Annotated in this window: 19 protein-coding genes; 9 read left to right on the top strand and 10 right to left on the bottom strand. The window is 32.4% G+C overall.

The genetic code is table 11. The features are described 5' to 3' along the window. Positions 1-29: 29 nt before the first annotated feature. The 3 genes from K5790_RS03895 to K5790_RS03885 are packed head-to-tail and all read left to right on the top strand — an operon-like array spanning position 30 to position 2,053. Positions 30-440 carry a CoA-binding protein gene (locus K5790_RS03895; RefSeq protein ID WP_297592574.1) on the top strand — a complete coding sequence of 137 codons (411 nt, stop codon included), beginning with the start codon at positions 30-32 and terminating at the stop codon, positions 438-440. 1 nt (position 441) lies between these two features. After that, positions 442-807: a hypothetical protein gene (locus tag K5790_RS03890; RefSeq protein ID WP_297592572.1), complete on the top strand. Its 366-nt coding sequence runs from the start codon at positions 442-444 to the stop codon at positions 805-807. Between the two features lie 34 nt (positions 808-841). Continuing rightward, the gene (locus K5790_RS03885) at positions 842-2,053 is read left to right on the top strand and encodes a redox-regulated ATPase YchF (RefSeq protein WP_297592570.1); all 1,212 of its coding nucleotides are present in this window, start codon (positions 842-844) and stop codon (positions 2,051-2,053) included. Here the strand turns inward: K5790_RS03885 and K5790_RS03880 are convergent, their stop codons facing one another. The 3 genes from K5790_RS03880 to K5790_RS03870 form a co-directional block, all read right to left on the bottom strand. After that, entirely contained in the window at positions 2,054-2,239 is a 186-nt protein-coding gene (locus K5790_RS03880; RefSeq protein WP_297592568.1) for a hypothetical protein, read from the bottom strand. Next, complete coding sequence (locus tag K5790_RS03875) at positions 2,223-3,140, bottom strand: transcription factor TFIIB (RefSeq protein WP_297592566.1); 918 nt, start codon at positions 3,138-3,140, stop codon at positions 2,223-2,225. The genes K5790_RS03880 and K5790_RS03875 overlap by 17 nt, the downstream gene beginning before the upstream one ends. Positions 3,141-3,357: 217 nt before the next feature. Next, positions 3,358-4,200 carry a cobalamin B12-binding domain-containing protein gene (locus K5790_RS03870; protein ID WP_297592564.1) on the bottom strand — a complete coding sequence of 281 codons (843 nt, stop codon included), beginning with the start codon at positions 4,198-4,200 and terminating at the stop codon, positions 3,358-3,360. A 167-nt stretch (positions 4,201-4,367) separates the two neighbouring features. Between K5790_RS03870 and K5790_RS03865 the strand changes: the two genes are divergently transcribed. Further along, entirely contained in the window at positions 4,368-5,747 is a 1,380-nt protein-coding gene (locus K5790_RS03865) for an NAD(P)H-binding protein (RefSeq protein ID WP_297592562.1), read from the top strand. 173 nt (positions 5,748-5,920) lie between these two features. Here K5790_RS03865 and K5790_RS03860 read toward each other — a convergent pair whose 3' ends face one another. Then, positions 5,921-6,847, bottom strand: a complete 927-nt coding sequence (locus K5790_RS03860) for a cobalamin-binding protein (RefSeq protein WP_297592560.1) — start codon at positions 6,845-6,847, stop codon at positions 5,921-5,923. Positions 6,848-6,948: 101 nt separating this feature from the next. On the opposite strand from K5790_RS03860, the gene K5790_RS03855 reads away from it, so the two are divergent. Then, positions 6,949-8,106 (top strand): Nre family DNA repair protein, encoded by a 1,158-nt coding sequence (locus K5790_RS03855; protein WP_297592558.1) that lies wholly within the window; start codon positions 6,949-6,951, stop codon positions 8,104-8,106. A gap of 27 nt (positions 8,107-8,133) precedes the next feature. Here the strand turns inward: K5790_RS03855 and K5790_RS03850 are convergent, their stop codons facing one another. Next, positions 8,134-8,646: a YbgA family protein gene (locus K5790_RS03850; RefSeq protein WP_297592556.1), complete on the bottom strand. Its 513-nt coding sequence runs from the start codon at positions 8,644-8,646 to the stop codon at positions 8,134-8,136. A gap of 140 nt (positions 8,647-8,786) precedes the next feature. On the opposite strand from K5790_RS03850, the gene K5790_RS03845 reads away from it, so the two are divergent. The 3 genes from K5790_RS03845 (at position 8,787) to K5790_RS03835 (ending at position 11,357) form a co-directional block, all read left to right on the top strand. Beyond that, positions 8,787-9,689: a peptidase gene (locus K5790_RS03845; RefSeq protein WP_297592554.1), complete on the top strand. Its 903-nt coding sequence runs from the start codon at positions 8,787-8,789 to the stop codon at positions 9,687-9,689. Positions 9,690-9,777: 88 nt separating this feature from the next. Continuing rightward, complete coding sequence (locus K5790_RS03840) at positions 9,778-10,533, top strand: DUF432 domain-containing protein (protein ID WP_297592553.1); 756 nt, start codon at positions 9,778-9,780, stop codon at positions 10,531-10,533. Further along, the gene (locus tag K5790_RS03835) at positions 10,533-11,357 is read left to right on the top strand and encodes a mechanosensitive ion channel family protein (RefSeq protein ID WP_297592551.1); all 825 of its coding nucleotides are present in this window, start codon (positions 10,533-10,535) and stop codon (positions 11,355-11,357) included. Before K5790_RS03840 ends, K5790_RS03835 begins: the two co-directional genes overlap by 1 nt. A gap of 6 nt (positions 11,358-11,363) precedes the next feature. Here the strand turns inward: K5790_RS03835 and K5790_RS03830 are convergent, their stop codons facing one another. The 5 genes from K5790_RS03830 to K5790_RS03810 all read right to left on the bottom strand — a co-directional run bounded on the left by K5790_RS03830 (position 11,364) and on the right by K5790_RS03810 (position 14,981). Beyond that, the gene (locus tag K5790_RS03830; protein WP_297592549.1) at positions 11,364-11,651 is read right to left on the bottom strand and encodes a hypothetical protein; all 288 of its coding nucleotides are present in this window, start codon (positions 11,649-11,651) and stop codon (positions 11,364-11,366) included. A gap of 116 nt (positions 11,652-11,767) precedes the next feature. After that, entirely contained in the window at positions 11,768-13,156 is a 1,389-nt protein-coding gene (cysS, locus tag K5790_RS03825) for a cysteine--tRNA ligase (RefSeq protein ID WP_297592547.1), read from the bottom strand. Continuing rightward, positions 13,156-13,950 (bottom strand): NAD+ synthase, encoded by a 795-nt coding sequence (locus K5790_RS03820; RefSeq protein WP_297592545.1) that lies wholly within the window; start codon positions 13,948-13,950, stop codon positions 13,156-13,158. The genes cysS and K5790_RS03820 overlap by 1 nt, the downstream gene beginning before the upstream one ends. A gap of 199 nt (positions 13,951-14,149) precedes the next feature. Then, a complete protein-coding gene (locus tag K5790_RS03815; RefSeq protein ID WP_297592543.1) occupies positions 14,150-14,536 on the bottom strand; it encodes a hypothetical protein in 387 nt (128 codons plus the stop codon). Between the two features lie 142 nt (positions 14,537-14,678). Next, positions 14,679-14,981 (bottom strand): Rieske 2Fe-2S domain-containing protein, encoded by a 303-nt coding sequence (locus K5790_RS03810; protein ID WP_297592541.1) that lies wholly within the window; start codon positions 14,979-14,981, stop codon positions 14,679-14,681. 74 nt (positions 14,982-15,055) lie between these two features. Between K5790_RS03810 and K5790_RS03805 the strand changes: the two genes are divergently transcribed. Then, positions 15,056-16,297: an adenosylhomocysteinase gene (locus tag K5790_RS03805; protein ID WP_297592539.1), complete on the top strand. Its 1,242-nt coding sequence runs from the start codon at positions 15,056-15,058 to the stop codon at positions 16,295-16,297. Positions 16,298-16,314: the final 17 nt, after the last annotated feature.

Genomic DNA, 16,314 nt, shown 5'->3' with positions numbered 1-16,314 from the left:
TATATTCTTCATATTAAAAGACCCTATACATGGAAAGGGATGACCACACTGATGATGAAATTCGCAATATCTTGTCGCTAAAAAAAGTAGCAGTAATTGGAATGTCTAAGAATTCATCAAAGGCTGCTCATTACGTCCCAAAATATCTATCTGATAACGGATATGATGTAATTCCAATAAATCCCACCACTGATGAAATTCTAGGAAAAAAATGCTATGACTCAGTTCGGAATGTAGAAGATGATGTTGAAATAATTGATATCTTTAGACCTTCTGATGAGGTAATGTCTGTAATTGAGGATGCAATTGCAAAAAAACCAAAAGTGATTTGGTTGCAAGAAGGAATCCATAATACTAAAGCTGAAGAGTTGGCAAGAAAAGAAGGTATCCAAGTAGTTTTTAACAGATGTATGCTGGCAGAGCATCAGAGATTATGTTAAAATGACTGATTTTGAAAGTTTTTACTTTGATTTAGAAAATCTTGTTAAAAAATATGAATCCAAAAACATTCCATTAAAACTTGAAAAAGATCTTGAAAATGATATAATCAAAATCTTTGGTGAAAAAATAACTTCTCTGTCTAGAGCACAGAATGGGTTACGTGATATCTCTGAGTTGGCATATGCTACAGCTGAGCATCATCCGTACTGGAATTTGTTATACCATTGTTCTGAAATCACAAATTGTATTTTGGATAAATGGAAGGATTCTTTGTCTACAGAAGATTTTTCTGACATTGATTGGTCACTTAAAGAACTATATCAATCCCTTGAAAAAATCAAAAATAGTAAACCTCGTGAATACTAGGCAGAGATAAATATTCTGAAACCAAAATCATATCATGCCAATCAAGCTTGGATTAATTGGTAAAACCAATACTGGTAAAACCACTTTTTTTAATTCTGCAACATTATCTTCTGAAGAAATATCTTCATATCCTTTTACTACAAAATCCCCAATTTCAGGTATATCTCATGCGATTACTTTGTGTGTTCATCCAGAATTTAAAATTCAAGATAGTCCAAATAACTCAAAATGTTTAGAAGGTTGGAGATACATTCCAATTGAACTAATTGATTTACCCGGTTTAATCAAGGATGCATGGAAAGGAAAAGGTTTAGGCAATCAATTTCTATCCATTGCTGCCCAATCAGATGCACTTCTTCATGTTGTTGACGCATCTGGTGGAATTGATTCTTCTGGGAAAATATCTGAGGTTGGAACCGGTGATCCTCTTTCTGATTTTGCCGATATTGAAGAAGAATTGATTATGTGGTATCATAAAATCTTAGAGGGAAACAGAGATAAAATATCCAAATCCATTAGAACAGGTTCAGATATTGTAAATGCGCTAACGGATCTTTATAGGGGAATTGGAGTCAATACGACTCATGTTAAAGAATCACTAATAGCTACAAATCTATCTGAAAAAGAATTTGATGACTTTGATGTTGCTGATACAAAAAAACTTGCATCATTTATTCGAAAAATATCAAAACCCACCTTGATTGTAGCAAATAAAATTGATGTGGAAGGTGCTGACAAAAATTTTGCCAGACTAAGGGAGAGATATAATGATTCTATTGTAATTCCTGTCAGTGGAGATAGTGAATTTAGCCTAAGAAGAGCTGAACAAAAGGGATTGATAAAATATTCTCCTGGTTCTGAGCAATTTGAAATAATAAAATCTGATGAACTAAATGAAAAACAAATCAATGCTTTGAATTTTATTAAAAAAGGAATAATGGGTGAATACATGAGAACCGGTGTTCAATTTGCAATTAATGTTGCAGTTTTCAAACTTCTTAAAATGAATTCAATATACCCTGTTGCAGATGAGAAAAATCTTGCAGACAAAAAAGGAAGAGTTCTGCCTGATTTAATTTTGTTAAAAGATGGAGCAACAATAAATGATCTTGCTAAAGAGATTCACACAGATCTGACAAAAGGACTACTTTATGGAAAGGATTTAAGATACAATCTAAGACTCCCAGTTGATTATCAGCTAAGAGATAGGGATGTAGTGTCTCTAGTTAGTGCCTCAAAAAAATAACTAGTCTTTTTTCTTACTACGTGGTTTTGTCCTCAATACTGCCTTACAACAAATGCATCTTGATTCCTCAGATGACAAAAATATTCCACAAAATGTACATCTTTTCTGTCCAATTTCATATCTTATATTATTTGGTACTGGTTCAGCCTTGTGCATGACACAAATTCCTCTACATGTTCTGCCCATAGATTTCACCTCCTATTTTTTTTATTTCTTTTACTCTTTCTCTAATAGTTACAGCACTAATTCCTGAAACTTTCGAGATCTTAGTTTGAGATATTTTTTCATTGTTAATTGTAGCTGCTAAATGAATTGCAGTTGCAGCCATTGCCATGGGATTCTTACTTGTTGAAATATTGTTTTTTGCAGCAATTTCTAATATTCTATATGCAGATCTCTCTGATTTTTCTGAAATCCCAACTGCTTTGGAAATTCTTGAAACAAATTCAGATGGATTAAAGATTTCAGGATAGATGTCAAGATCTCTTACCAAATATCTATAAACTCTTTGCAATGTTTTTTTTCTTACATTTCCTGCATCTGCAATATCTTGAAGTGTTCTTGGTGTATCTGTAGTTCTACATGTAATGTAAACTGCTGCACATAACATCCCTGCAGTAGACCTTCCTGCAAGGATTTTTTTTGCAGCAATCTTTCTAAATAAATGAGCTGTTTGTTCTATAACAACATCAGGCAATCCAAGTTTTGATGAAATTCCATCAAGTAGAGTAAATGCCTTCTGAAATGATTTTAGAGAAACTGCAGAGCGACTATTTCTATCCCACATTCGTAGGCGATAAAATATCCTACGATTTTCTATGGACAAACTATTTCCTTTTGAGTCTTTATCATGGGCTTCAATAATTGTGGATAATCCCATATCGATCATTTTCAATGATATTTTTCCACCCGCTTTGCTTGTTTTGTTATATTCTTCTCCAGTTAGTCCTGATGATTCTTGTCCTGCATCAACAATTTTTTCAAAAGATACTGCACCACAATTACTACATGCAATTTCTCCCGTATGATAGTCTGTAATCAAAGTATTTTTTTTGCAGTTTTTCTGATGCAATAATTCAGTCATCATACCAAGTTTATGTAATTATGTTATTTAAGGCGGAAAAAATTTCTAAACTAGTGCTAATTCATACCTAAATCATATTTCTAGAAAATATGATTGGCACTAGAACAAATTTCTCTTCACAGTATAGGTGATTCAATAATTAGTTATGGTGTAGGTACTGATTCAGCAGATCACAGCTCGATTTAGTGCAATCCTGAAATTTGAAATTTCTATCACGTGCTCAGGTTTTTCTTATGATTTTGTAAATCTCTTCAAGCCCTGAATCCGGAACTATTTTTACATCAAACTTTGGAGTTACTTCTCCATGAAAAACATACCCTCCAACTAATATCGGAATATTGAATTGCTCTTTTATCTTTTTTACAAGTCTTTGTCCTGCTCCAATATTGTCTTCTAGTGTAATTGAAATCAAAATCACATCAGGTTTTTTATATTCTATAAAACTAAGAATTGATTCAGATGGAATTGAAGTTCCAATGTTGAACACTTTACAACCTTTGATGGAAAGATATGTCTCTAGGACATCACATCCTAAATGATGTTCTTCCCCTAATGGGACACAAATTAACACTTTCTTTTTTGTATTCTTACTTGTTACTTGATCCATGATTATTTTTACTAAGGTTTGTGCCATATTGCTTGCAACATGCTCAGTTGCTATGCTTATTTTTTTAGAAGCCCAATCTTCTCCAACCTTGTACATTACTGGTTTTAAAATTCTGTCAAAAAAATCTGAAGGACTGAATAGTTTAGTGTATTCATCATAAATTTTTACTGTCTCTTCAATATTTCCTTCAGTTAATCTTTTGTACAGTTGTTGTTTTGATTTTTTTGTAGCATCTTCTCTTTTTTTAATATCTTTTGGATTGTATGAAGCTAAAATCGATAATATTCTTGGATCATCACGATAATCTTCAGGAATGTCATCTTTTACAACTTCGGAAGCCTTTCCTAGATATTTTAAAATCTCTTGTTTTGATGTGCTTTTTTTTGAATCCCATACGCTTTTGACTAAGTATAGATATTGATCAGACTTGACTTTTTTGGCTCTGATATAGACCATGTTTTCTCTCCATATTGTTGATATATAACTAATGCTAACTATGCTTTATAGTGCTAATTTGAGAATGTTTTAAAAATTTGGCACTAGAAAACCTATTTGGCCCTAGCTTAAATAATTTTTAATAAAAATCATTCTATGCATAGTTTTATGTGGAGCTTGAGATAAAAGTGGAACAGTCCTTAGAAAGCCAATTGAAATCTCAATCTTCTCCTTACTCTATTCTTGTGAGTGGTGCTACTGGCTTTATTGGTTCAAGATTGATATCTAGATTATCTTCATTAGGATATACTGTAAAGGGATTAAGTAGGAAAAAAATCTCTGATGCTAAAAATGTAAAATATGTTCAGGCAGATGTTTTTAATCTTGAGCAACTCACAATTGCTTTAAAGGGCGTAGAGGTTGCATATTATTTACTGCATTCTATGGAGGGCCATAAATCAGAATGGAAAGAGTTTGCATCACGAGAAAAAATTCAAGCTCAAAATTTTCTAAAGGCATCAACTGATGCCGGTGTTAAAAGAATTATTTACCTTGGGGGGCTTGTCAATGATAGCCTCGCACTATCTCCTCACATGAAAAGTAGAAAAGAAGTCGGTGAAATTCTTGCATCCGGAAATATCCCAGTAACTGAATTTCGTGCATCATTAATTATTGGAGCACAAGGTGGCTCTTATGCAATGCTAAGGTATCTTGTTGAAAGATTAAGAATAATGGTTTGCCCCTCTTGGGTGAAATCCTTGGCTCAACCAATAGCTGTTGATGACGTGATAAATTATTTGGCTCAGTGTCTTGATAAACCAGAAACTATAGGAAAAATTTTTGAAATAGGCGGACCTGATAAAATGACATATGAGGAATTAATGAGAACATACTCTGCGTATCTGAACAAGAATTTATTTGTAATACAGATTCCTTTCTTAACAACTCGTCTGTCATCATATTGGGTTGATCTTATTACTCCTGTAAAAGCATCTTTAGCAAGACCTCTAATTGATAGTTTAGTTCATGATACTGTTGTAACTAATGACTCGATAACAAAGATAATTCCGATGCAATTAAAATCTGTACGTGAAGCAATTGATATTGCAACAAACGAGATGAAATCGTCTCCTCCAAAATCAGAACTTAAAGAAGAAAAGACCGGCTTTAAAATTAATCAAAAGATAATTCAGATTTTTCTTATTGCGATGGGAGTAATTGGAACATCTTACTATTGGTTAGATGATAGACCCGAAGTTTTTCATCCTTTGTGGTTAATTGGTTCATTTTTTTGGTACAGCGCAATAATTGCAGCAATTATTTTTGTTCGTAATAAAACTAGATTGGGATATCTAATTGCAGGTGTATTGTCTTGGATAACTTTGGCATTTTGGTTGATGGATAACTTTTTTGTTGTTTTTCAGACTTCGTTAATTGCTTCCAAACCCAATGATTTGATGATTCTTAGAAATTTTATAGGGTTATTTGTGGTAGCAATTACTGTTATTTCATCTCATAATCTATTTCACAAGGTTTTTGATTATCAGTCTAAAGGAAAACCTATCTAATTTTATTATTGAACTTCTCTTTTTAATTTAAGCAAAACATTGTTAGTTATTTTTAACAAACCATCAATGCTAGGATCTTCTGTAAATTCTCTTGTCATAAGTTATAATGAGAATTTTTTAACATAACCAGTTGTATGTGATTTTGTATTACAATATTATTTTTTGAGCCTATGCTACCTAGAAATCTGTGAAAATGAGTCTTTAGAAATACTGAGATTTTCAAATTTTGAAGGGTGAATGATTTTTGCCAATATTTCTAGCCCTTCAATTGTTCTGATACTGGGCTTGCTAAAAAATGAATTTGCATCTACTGCATAAACTTGGTTTTTCTTTACTGCTTTTAGTGAATTCCATTCCTTGTCATTTTTTAAAGAATTTTTATATTCTAAAACTGTCCGCTTAACATCAAAACCACATGGCATCAAAACTATGATGTCTGGATCTGAATCTTTAATCACTTGAAAATTTAATCGTCTTGAATGTTCTCCTGTTTTACTAATTAGATTTAGTCCTCCGGCAATATGGATCATTTCTGAAATCCAATGACCTGCAGTAAAAAATGGATCAATCCATTCTATTGCTAAAACTTTTGGACGTGTTGTGATGTTTTCTTTTTTTACATTTTGTATTCTTTTCTCAAGAGAATTTACTATTTCTTTTGCCCGTGTTTGTTTCTTGAGAATTTCTCCCAGCTCCATCACAGAATTTAGTATTTCTTGAATATTGTGGGGATCCATTGAGTGCAATTTTGGTTTTCGATTAAGAATAGATATTGATTCTTGAACTTGATTGGTATAAGCTGCACAGGCTTCACAAGTTTCTTGTGTTATTATCAGATCTGGATCAGCTTTTTTTAGATTCTCTCTATTTAACACAAAAATATTCTTCCCTGAATTTAGTAGTTCACAAGTTATTTTATCGATCTCATTACTTGATAATTTTTCAGAATTTATTACAGAGTTAATTACAATTGGCTTTGATTTTGCACCATGAGGATATTTGCATTCATGTGTTACTCCAAAAAGATTCTCCTCAACTCCGAATTCATATAGTAATTCAGTAGCGCTGGGCAAAAAAGAGACAATTCTCTTTATTGTCATGATCTTTTGTAGTGATGAGTCACTTAAACATCATACGCTTACCAATTATCAAATAAATTGATCAGACATAATTAATAGGCTCAAATCAGTCATAAATCACTGTGCCTTCTGATTCACAAGAGATTAGACATTCAATTTTAATGAAGTGGCATGAAACTCTTTCAAAATATGGAAATCTTTTTTCCTCAGATTCTATTAGTGGAACTACTCCTCCTTCTGTCTTTGTGGGTTCTTATAATTATCCCAAAGTCTTTGTAGGCCCAATGGTTCCGCCCATCCATGGAGATACAACCCTTCTTGACAGTCCAGAGAAATGGATTGGAAAATCCCTTGAAGAAATTGTAAATTTTAGATTAAATTTAATTCGTGGAACCCGAAAAATATCCATAGATGCAACTGAAGGACGTTACATTGAAAATCTCCAAGAGGTTACAATGTCCTCAAAACCAATCGATTCAGATTTAGTATTTACAAAATCTCCTTCCTCCAATATTTCCCTTGATGGTGAAAGTGCACCATTTGGTCCTATGGGTGAAATAAAATCGGCTAAATTTTCTGGAACATCTTCAGTAAAATCTGTTGAAAAAGTTTTCTACGATCATGACTTGAAAGCGCAAGATGCTGTGTTGAATCTATATAATTCTGGTATTGAAATTTCTAAAATTCAAAAGTGCTTTAGTATTGGAATGCTTGGTCAAAAAAGAAAAATTGTTCCAACAAAGTGGAGTATTACTGCCACTGATGATATTATTTCAAATTCCCTCGTGGAAAATATTCTTGACTATAGTTTGATAGATATCTGTAAGGTTTTTACTTATGGGCATCTTGGAAATCAATTTTCTGTGGTGCTATTTCCTCATAGGTGGGTTTTTGAAATGATTGAGGCATGGTACTCTAATGGAATATTGGGATTTGGTTCTGACTCTGAGGATGCCAGAGGTATTGATCATCCTCCTGTAATAGCTGGTGCCTATTTTGCTGCAAAACTTGGAGTTTTGGAATATCTGTCCAAAAATAACATTCAGGCCGGTGTTGTGATTTTAAGAGAAATAAGACCCGAGTATGCAATTCCTGTTGGAGTTTGGCAAGTTAGAGAAGGAATACGGGAAGCAATGAAACAAAAACCCTTGACTGCTGATAACTTTGATAATGCTTTACTGATTGCATCTCAAAAAATGAGTATTGGGAAATCAGAATGGATTTCCCATGGTAAAATTTTAGATGTGATTCGACAAAAATCTATTGTTGATTATTTTTAATCCTTTTTTCTTCTTTATGGATTCATTCTAAAACAAGTTTCCTGAATCTTTATCTGTGTATAGTAAAAAATATGTTTGCCCTGCAAGGTATGTTTTATTGAATTGATAAATAATTGGATTAATTTCAGCTAAAATATTGCCAATAGTAATTTTCTCCTCTCTGAATTGCTGTAATAAATTTAGAAACTCTCTTTTTTCAAATTTATTGAGGTTTGCAGAAAAAAATCCAAAAATATGCATTATTACATTACTATGTGATTTTGTTGTGGGTTTACTGATAAATGCCTCTTTGAGATGTTTTTCATACTCATCAATGATTTCTTTTAATTCTGATTTATTGCTGTTTGAAACAATATTTCCTAATATTTTTAATTTGGTTTGATCATGAGCCATTAACATGAACTTGTTTGCTGTATGAAATTCTACAAGATCTTTCATTTTTTCTGAGATCTTGATATTTTCAAATCTCTCCAATACAAATTCTCTAATCTCTTCCTCTGATACTTTGATTTTATTATTGGCTTCTAGATTTTTGCTCACTTGACTATGTCTTTTCAATTTGCATATAAGGAAAGACTGCTGTATTTCCTAGTGCCATTCTAAATTGTTTTTGATTTTTGTATTACCACTAGATTTAAAATTAGCACTAGTTTAAATATGATTAGAGAAAAAATACACTAATGAAAGCAGCAATAACCTCTATCATCGCAGCTATCCTGATTGCCTCATCTGTGTCTTTTGCATATGCCGAAGTACCTGGTTGGGTTAAAAATAACGCAGGCTGGTGGGCAGATGGAACAATTTCTGAATCTGAATTCCTCACTGGAATTGAATTTCTAATAAAGGATGGCATTATCACTGTTCCTCCAACAGCAATACCCATTCAGTCATCTGAGGGAGTACCAGATTGGGTTAAAAATAACGCAGGCTGGTGGGCAGATGGGATTACTTCTGATGGAGAATTTGTAAATGCAATTACACATTTGATTAAAACTGGATTAATTACGGTCTCATCAAGTGTTGAATCAGAAAAAACTATGGAAACAACATCTAATGCAGTTGATTCTGAATTAGCTTCACTTAAAGCAGAACTTGAAAAATGCTCTGAAATTGTTAAAGCATACAAAAGACTTGATTGTGAAAAACCAATCAAAAAAGCCATTGAATTATACGAATACAAAAGAGATGCCCAAGCATTTGTGGTTGGACCAATCACCTACTATTGGGTCGGAATGGGTTCTCAAGGTAATGACTTTGAAATTAGTCCTTCAGGACAAGCAATCTTGACAATACGTATGTTGGCAGAAAATAATGACTCCCAAATAAGATCTCTTAATTGTACCAGTCCATCCATATGTGCTTATGATGTTTGGGATGGTTCAAAGTCATTCAAATACTCTGGAATGGATTTCACGAGTGGCCAAATTGTTTTGAATCCTGGTGATGCCAGAGTCTTCAATATTTTGTTTGGACCAAACATTGGATATGGTGGAACAGAATTCAAGTATGACCCATCAAAAAGTTACGAGTTTAGAATCAATGAGGATTTTGGAAAACTCAGTATTCAATTAGACTTGGAGTGACTTCCAATTCTTCTATTTTTATTTAATTCAAATATCCTTATTCAATGAAAGGGCATAAATCCCCCGTTACTAATTCTATAGTGAACAGATGGCTGAAAACTATTCAGAATCAAAATTTGATGATTATGGCATTTATGTTATTGATCAAAATAAAGAATTCTTGTTTCCAAACGTAGAGATTAAAATTGAAAAAATTAGTCCAAATGTATTCTCTTATAATCGAAAAGATTCTGAAAACAATCTTGTTGAAAAAATGATCCCAACAAAGGAAGAACAACTAATTCTTGAATTTACCCCCATTCGTCCTGTTAATTATCCAGCTCGTAGAACCAATTATGTTTACTTGGATTTTGAAACTCCTGTCTTTTTATCTGAAGGTTCCGCTGCCAAAATTTTCGTCCGTTGTCCAATTGAAATAGGCGTGTTTCTAATACATGATGAACGAAAAGATTCACTAGATTGGTTCACATGTGATCCTTTTAATTCCAGATTTGGGCTATATGGAAATCCTGAATCTGGAACTTTATGTAAATATGCCAAATCTGATATTGTCGAATCTTATGATGATTCTATTCCTTTTTTTAATGCTGTAATGGAAGTTAATCTGAAAAATAATTTAGATAAAGGTTATCTTGTTTCAAAAATCATATTTCCTATTTCTGATAATTCAGTTTATTATGATCATTCTAAAGCAATAATTGATTCATTAGATGTGGTGTTAAGAAAAAAAGTTATTTTGGAAATAATTGACGTGGCATCAAAACCAATTATTACTGATTGGAAAATTGCACCTACATTTGAACATATAACATCAATAAAGAGAATGGATATGGGTCTTGAATAATGGTTTTTGAATTTTTACATGGTTTAGATGAAATTCATATTACTGAAGGACTTACTCTTCTAAGCTTACTCATAGGTGGAATAATAATTGGTGTGGGAATTATAGTTGCAAGAACTGTTCGATTACTTTTTACAAAATATTATGCACCAAAACTTTCACAGGATGTTGCAAAGAATTTCAGCAAACTACTGTATTTTGGAATAATAATAATATCATTTCTAATTTTTACATCTACTACTGGTGTTGATTTTTCTGGTTTGCTTGTTGCTGGTGGTATATTTGGAATAATTATTGGATTTGCAACACAGTCTGTAGTTTCTAATCTTATTTCTGGTGTATTTTTAATGATAGAGAAACCAGTAAAACAAGGTGATAAAATTGAAATTCCTGGATCCGACATATCTGGCACTCTATTAGATATAAGCACGTTTTCTACGCGAATTAGAAGATTCGACGGTACTATAATCCGAGTTCCTAATGAATCCTTTTTTACTTCTAACATTAGATCACTAACGTCTACATTAGTTCGAAGATCAGAAGCAGTGGTTTCTATTGCCTACAAAGAAAATATTGACGGCGCTATATCTGTTATCCGAAAAGAAATTCGAAAAAGCATGCCATTTGTTTTAATTTTGCCTGAACCTGATTTTCGAATTAAGGAACTGGCCGATTCAGGCGTAAATATTGAAATTTTGGTATGGCATACCCGTGAAGACTGGGATGAAGTTGGTCCAAAACTACTCAAGGTTGTTAAAAAAGCACTTGATGATGCTGGAATAGAAATTCCATTCCCTCAACGTGTAATATGGAAATCAAAAGAATAAAAAAATTTATTGTGAAATTTTAGATGTTATTTGATTTTTCTTTGCTTGTCTTTTCTTGATTAGACTGTACATTATCATTCCAACATTAACTATTGAAACAATTTCAATCAAATCAACTCCGTACAGAAACCAATCAATAACTGGATGAACTCTTGAAACAATTCCTGCCTCTAACATTATATCTGCATTCCAAACCATATGTGGAACTTGAATGAACTGAATTATTGCAATAAGGATTACACTGCCTAAAATTTTATTTTCATACCAATTCCAAAACTTATTCCATGCATTCATACAGTATTTTATCTTCTAATTCTAATAAAGTATGTTAAAATTAGATTACACTAATTAGACTCTCCTAATTTTTTTAGGCATATGTATTGTTAGTTTAAACTAATTTTTTTTTGATTTTATTTTTCTGCTTTGATGAACTCTTTTTTCATCCATATCGTTCTATCTTTATGATCAATTAATTCTATATTCATTTCATTGAGTTTATCTCTAATTTTATCTGCTTCTTGGAATTTTTTTTCTTTTCTGAGATTTTCTCTATTCATAATCATATTGTCTATCTCTAATTTTTCTACATCTGTAATAACAGGAATTTGTAGTCCTAAAATATCCGTCATTTGAACTAATTCGTTTTTTATTATCGCTGCATCATTTTTTCCTAATTTTTCTTCAGCAGCTAATCTGTTTGTTTCTTTTACTAATTGAAAAAATGCAGACAATGCCAAATGTGTGTTAAAATCATCTTCAAGTGCAGAATCAAAATCGGTTCTAATTTTTTTAATACTTGATTCTAGATTGTTGTTGTTTTCATTATTTGCATGAATTAATTCATAATAGCAAGTTTCAACTTGTCTCCATTTTGTAAGGTTTTCTTTTAGTAATTCTTCAGAATAATCAATTGGCTTGGAATAATGACCCGATAAACAAAATAATCTAATGACATTTGCTCCCCAATTGCCTAATACGTGCTTTATTGATTTTACATTACCTACTGATTTTGACATTTTCTCGCCATCTATTGTTACCATTCCAACATGCATCCAAATTTTTGCAAATGCTTTACCTGTACATGATTCAGATTGTGCAATTTCATTTTCATGATGAGGAAAAATGAGATCTCTTCCTCCACCATGAATGTCAAAATTCTCTCCAAGATACTTTATACTCATAGCAGAGCATTCGATATGCCATCCTGGTCTTCCTTTTCCCCAAGGACTATCCCAAACTGGATTTGTATCAGAAAATTTCCATACGGCAAAATCTAATGGATTTTTTTTTGCTTCATCTATTTCGATTCTAACTCCTGATTGTAATTCGTCTATTTTCTTTTTTGAGAGTTTGCCGTACTCTGGGAATTTTGAAACTGCAAAGTATACTCCATTTTTAGAAGTATATGCAATTTGTTTTGAAATAAGAACTTCGATGAATTTGATAATGTCTTCAATGTGCTCTGTTGCCTTTGGATAATTTGTGGCTCTCTTAACATTTAATCCATCAAAATCTTTAAAATAATTTTCAATATACTTTGTGCTAATATTTTCTGCAGTGGTATTTTCCTCAGCAGCTCGATTGATTATTTTATCATCTACATCTGTGAAATTTTGAATAAATTCTATCTCTATTCCTTTTTGCTCTAGATACTTTCTGAGAACATCAAAAACAATGATTGTTCTTGCATGTCCTATATGGGATTCATCATATACAGTAACGCCACAAAGATAAATTTTCACTTTTTTAGAAATGTCTAGATCTTGTCTTAAATTGGATAGTGTATCTTGTAGTTTCATTATTGATCTTTAAATGGGTTATCTGGTAATGATCTTTTATGTTCACTGTTTTTGTTTAGCTGAATAATTTTATCTACAACTGTGTGGTCAATTTGTGTTGTTTTTGCAGTTTCATCAGGTGTTAATTTTTTCTCGTTTAGGCAATACAAAACAGAATCTATCTCTTCATATGAGACTCCTAATTCTTTTTCAGCATCGTGCTCTTTCCAAAGATGTGGACTACTTTTTTTTGCAATGACATATTCTGGAACTCCAAGATGTTTTGCAATCTCTCTTACCTGAAGCTTGTATAATGAAATTATAGGTGTGATGTCTGATGCACCATCTCCATGTTTTGTAAAATATCCTAGGAGATATTCACTTTTATCACTTGAACCTAAAACCAAATAATTTTTGAGATTTGCATAATAATAGATGATATTTGTCCTAATTCTTGCACGAAGATTTCCTTTTGCAAATTCATTAGGTTCTAAATACATACTGTATTGATTTACAATTGGGTTGATATCGACAAGTTTGTATTCAATTCCTGTTAATGCTATTATTTTCAGAGCATCTTCTGTTTCTGATTTTGGAGTGATTGCTGTATCTGGCATAACCATGGCGAGGGTTTTCTCTTTAAGATTTCTTTTTGCCAAATATGTCAAGACAGCAGAATCTATCCCCCCACTAAGACCTAAGATTAACCCCTTTGCATGACTTTTTTGTAATTGCTCAGAGAAAAACTCTTCAATTTTTTTAATAATTGATTCGTAGTCTTGATCTTTAATTTCGTCAATTACCTCTTGATTCAATAATTAATTTTGAAAACAAGTTGGAATAAAAATTGTGCTTTATAATGAATTTAGATAGCTCATTTTGAACACACATTATTCAATATAGTAATTTGTTTATCAGAAATTACAGAATAATCTGTGCCCAACATAACCCATACCTAGTACAAGGGAAGGGTTTTCCCTTCTCTATTATGTAATTATTGGATATGGGTGACTGTTATTGATTTTCTAAAATCTCAAATGTTGTTGATGCAATATCTACACCATGATATGTTAGAATCACTTGATGAATCCCTATTTGGGACTCTTGTGTGATGTGAAGTAACGTGTAGATTTCTCCTTTTTTAGATGCATATGTGTTAATTTCTTTCTCTGATGCATCTGGTGAGACTATGGAAATTGTAATTTGCTGACCTCGTTCATAATTTTCAACATATCCCAAAATAACAATTTCCTGATAGTTATATTTTGAATCTGGCTGTTCAAATTTTTCTTCATCTACTGCAACATGTGATGTATTTTCAATATCTTCTGCAAACCCAAATTGTGAAATTCCTACTAATGCAATTCCTAATAATGCTGAGAAAATAATTTTACTTTTCATACTTTGATAATCTATTCTCGGTATAAAAGAAACATGGGAACATCCCGAAATTGGAAAATAGTCTCTTTTGTCATATTTTCACATTACATAAATTGTAACCATAAATGTGTTGTATTTTTTTAAATTTACAGAATTTTTATCATTAAATATCGATGTATATGCCGTCATCTCTTGCTTCTACAGGATATGTTGCTAATTTTACATCTTTGAGATAATCTGTAAGCTCACCAGTTTTGATGTTGTAATGCCAAAAATGTAATGGACACTCCACAATATCACCGTCAAGTTTTCCTGGTGCAATAGACCCATCTTGATGTACACATAGATCATCTATGGCATGATATCCATCCTGATTAAAAATTGCAATTTGTTTATCTTCAATTTTGAAGGCTTTGCCTTTTCCAGCAGCAACTGCTCCTTTGTCTGCAATCTTTTTCCATGCCATTAAAATTGTCATATTTTTGTCATTTATTTACATTCGCATGATAGAATTTTATAGTGTGAGCAGTGGGCTGTTTTATGAGTAAAGTAAAGTCTAGCTCTAAACTGATCAAAGATGGTAAATTATCTTATGAATGGGCTAGATCACATATGCAGATTCTAGACAATACTATTAATCGATTTAAAAAATCAAAACCACTTAAAGGAATTACATTAGGATTTTGTTTACATATTACAAAAGAGACCTCTGTTCTCTTAATGGGTGCTAAGGAGTTAGGTGCAACTGTTGCTTGTTGCGGTGGTAATCCTCTTACTACTCAAGATGACATTGCTGCATTTTTGGCATCTCAAGGAATTCATGTATATGCATGGCATGGACAATCAGTCAAAGATTATGATTGGTGTATTGATCAAGTTTTGAAACATAAACCAACTATTCTAACTGATGATGGTGCTGATATGAACATCAAAGCTCACTTTGATAAGCGTTTTAATAAAATGGAAATTCTTGGTGCTACTGAGGAAACTACTGCTGGTGTTACTAGAATTAGAGCAGTAGAGAATCAAGGAAAATTAAGATATCCTGTAATTTTGGTTAATGAGGCATACACTAAACACATGTTTGACAATAGATATGGAACTGGGCAAAGTACCATTGATGGCTATCTTCGTGCAATGAATTTACTTATGGCTTCAAAACGTGTAGTAGTTGTTGGATACGGTTGGGTTGGACGTGGAGTTGCAGCCCGATGTCATGGTATGGGATGCAAAGTAATTGTTACTGAAGTCGATCCTATCAAAGCATTAGAAGCTCACATGGATGGCTTTGAAGTGATGCCTATGTCTCAAGCTGCAAAAATTGGTGATATGTTCATCACTTGTACTGGTATGACCAGTGTAATTAGAAAAGAACACATTTTACAAATGAAAGATGGGGCCATAATGGGAAATGTAGGTCATTTTGATGTTGAAATTGACAGTGAATTCTTGTTAAAGAAATCAAAATCCGTAAAGGAAGTCAGAGCAAATCTTGATGAGTGTACTTTAAAAAATGGAAAACATGTTTATTTGATTGGACAAGGACGTCTTGCAAATTTAGTAGCTGCAGAAGGTCATCCGCCAGAAGTAATGGCCCAATCCTTCTCAAACCAAATACTGTCTGTTCTCTATATTCTTAAAAACCACAAAAAAATGGAAAACAAAATTATCAATGTTCCAGAAGAAATTGATAAACAAGTTGCAGTTGATGCACTAAAAGCAATGGATGTTAAAATTGACAAACTTACTCCTGAGCAAGTCAAATATGCTAATAGCTGGTAAAACTTCTTAACCTCAAT

Source organism: Nitrosopumilus sp. (assembly GCF_025698945.1).
Lineage (GTDB): Archaea > Thermoproteota > Nitrososphaeria > Nitrososphaerales > Nitrosopumilaceae > Nitrosopumilus.
This window is presented reverse-complemented; position numbering and strand designations above follow the sequence as displayed.

What these genes read in the sequence shown, in the direction of transcription:
- K5790_RS03895 (WP_297592574.1), top strand. Translation starts at nt 30, where the DNA reads ATGGAAAGGGATGACCACACTGATGATGAAATTCGCAATATCTTGTCG.
- K5790_RS03890 (WP_297592572.1), top strand. Translation starts at nt 442, where the DNA reads ATGACTGATTTTGAAAGTTTTTACTTTGATTTAGAAAATCTTGTTAAA.
- K5790_RS03885 (WP_297592570.1), top strand. Translation starts at nt 842, where the DNA reads ATGCCAATCAAGCTTGGATTAATTGGTAAAACCAATACTGGTAAAACC.
- K5790_RS03880 (WP_297592568.1), bottom strand. Translation starts at nt 2,239, where the DNA reads ATGGGCAGAACATGTAGAGGAATTTGTGTCATGCACAAGGCTGAACCA.
- K5790_RS03875 (WP_297592566.1), bottom strand. Translation starts at nt 3,140, where the DNA reads ATGATGACTGAATTATTGCATCAGAAAAACTGCAAAAAAAATACTTTG.
- K5790_RS03870 (WP_297592564.1), bottom strand. Translation starts at nt 4,200, where the DNA reads ATGGTCTATATCAGAGCCAAAAAAGTCAAGTCTGATCAATATCTATAC.
- K5790_RS03860 (WP_297592560.1), bottom strand. Translation starts at nt 6,847, where the DNA reads ATGACAATAAAGAGAATTGTCTCTTTTTTGCCCAGCGCTACTGAATTA.
- K5790_RS03845 (WP_297592554.1), top strand. Translation starts at nt 8,787, where the DNA reads ATGAAAGCAGCAATAACCTCTATCATCGCAGCTATCCTGATTGCCTCA.
- K5790_RS03840 (WP_297592553.1), top strand. Translation starts at nt 9,778, where the DNA reads ATGGCTGAAAACTATTCAGAATCAAAATTTGATGATTATGGCATTTAT.
- K5790_RS03835 (WP_297592551.1), top strand. Translation starts at nt 10,533, where the DNA reads ATGGTTTTTGAATTTTTACATGGTTTAGATGAAATTCATATTACTGAA.
- K5790_RS03830 (WP_297592549.1), bottom strand. Translation starts at nt 11,651, where the DNA reads ATGAATGCATGGAATAAGTTTTGGAATTGGTATGAAAATAAAATTTTA.
- cysS (WP_297592547.1), bottom strand. Translation starts at nt 13,156, where the DNA reads ATGAAACTACAAGATACACTATCCAATTTAAGACAAGATCTAGACATT.
- K5790_RS03815 (WP_297592543.1), bottom strand. Translation starts at nt 14,536, where the DNA reads ATGAAAAGTAAAATTATTTTCTCAGCATTATTAGGAATTGCATTAGTA.
- K5790_RS03810 (WP_297592541.1), bottom strand. Translation starts at nt 14,981, where the DNA reads ATGGCATGGAAAAAGATTGCAGACAAAGGAGCAGTTGCTGCTGGAAAA.
- K5790_RS03805 (WP_297592539.1), top strand. Translation starts at nt 15,056, where the DNA reads ATGAGTAAAGTAAAGTCTAGCTCTAAACTGATCAAAGATGGTAAATTA.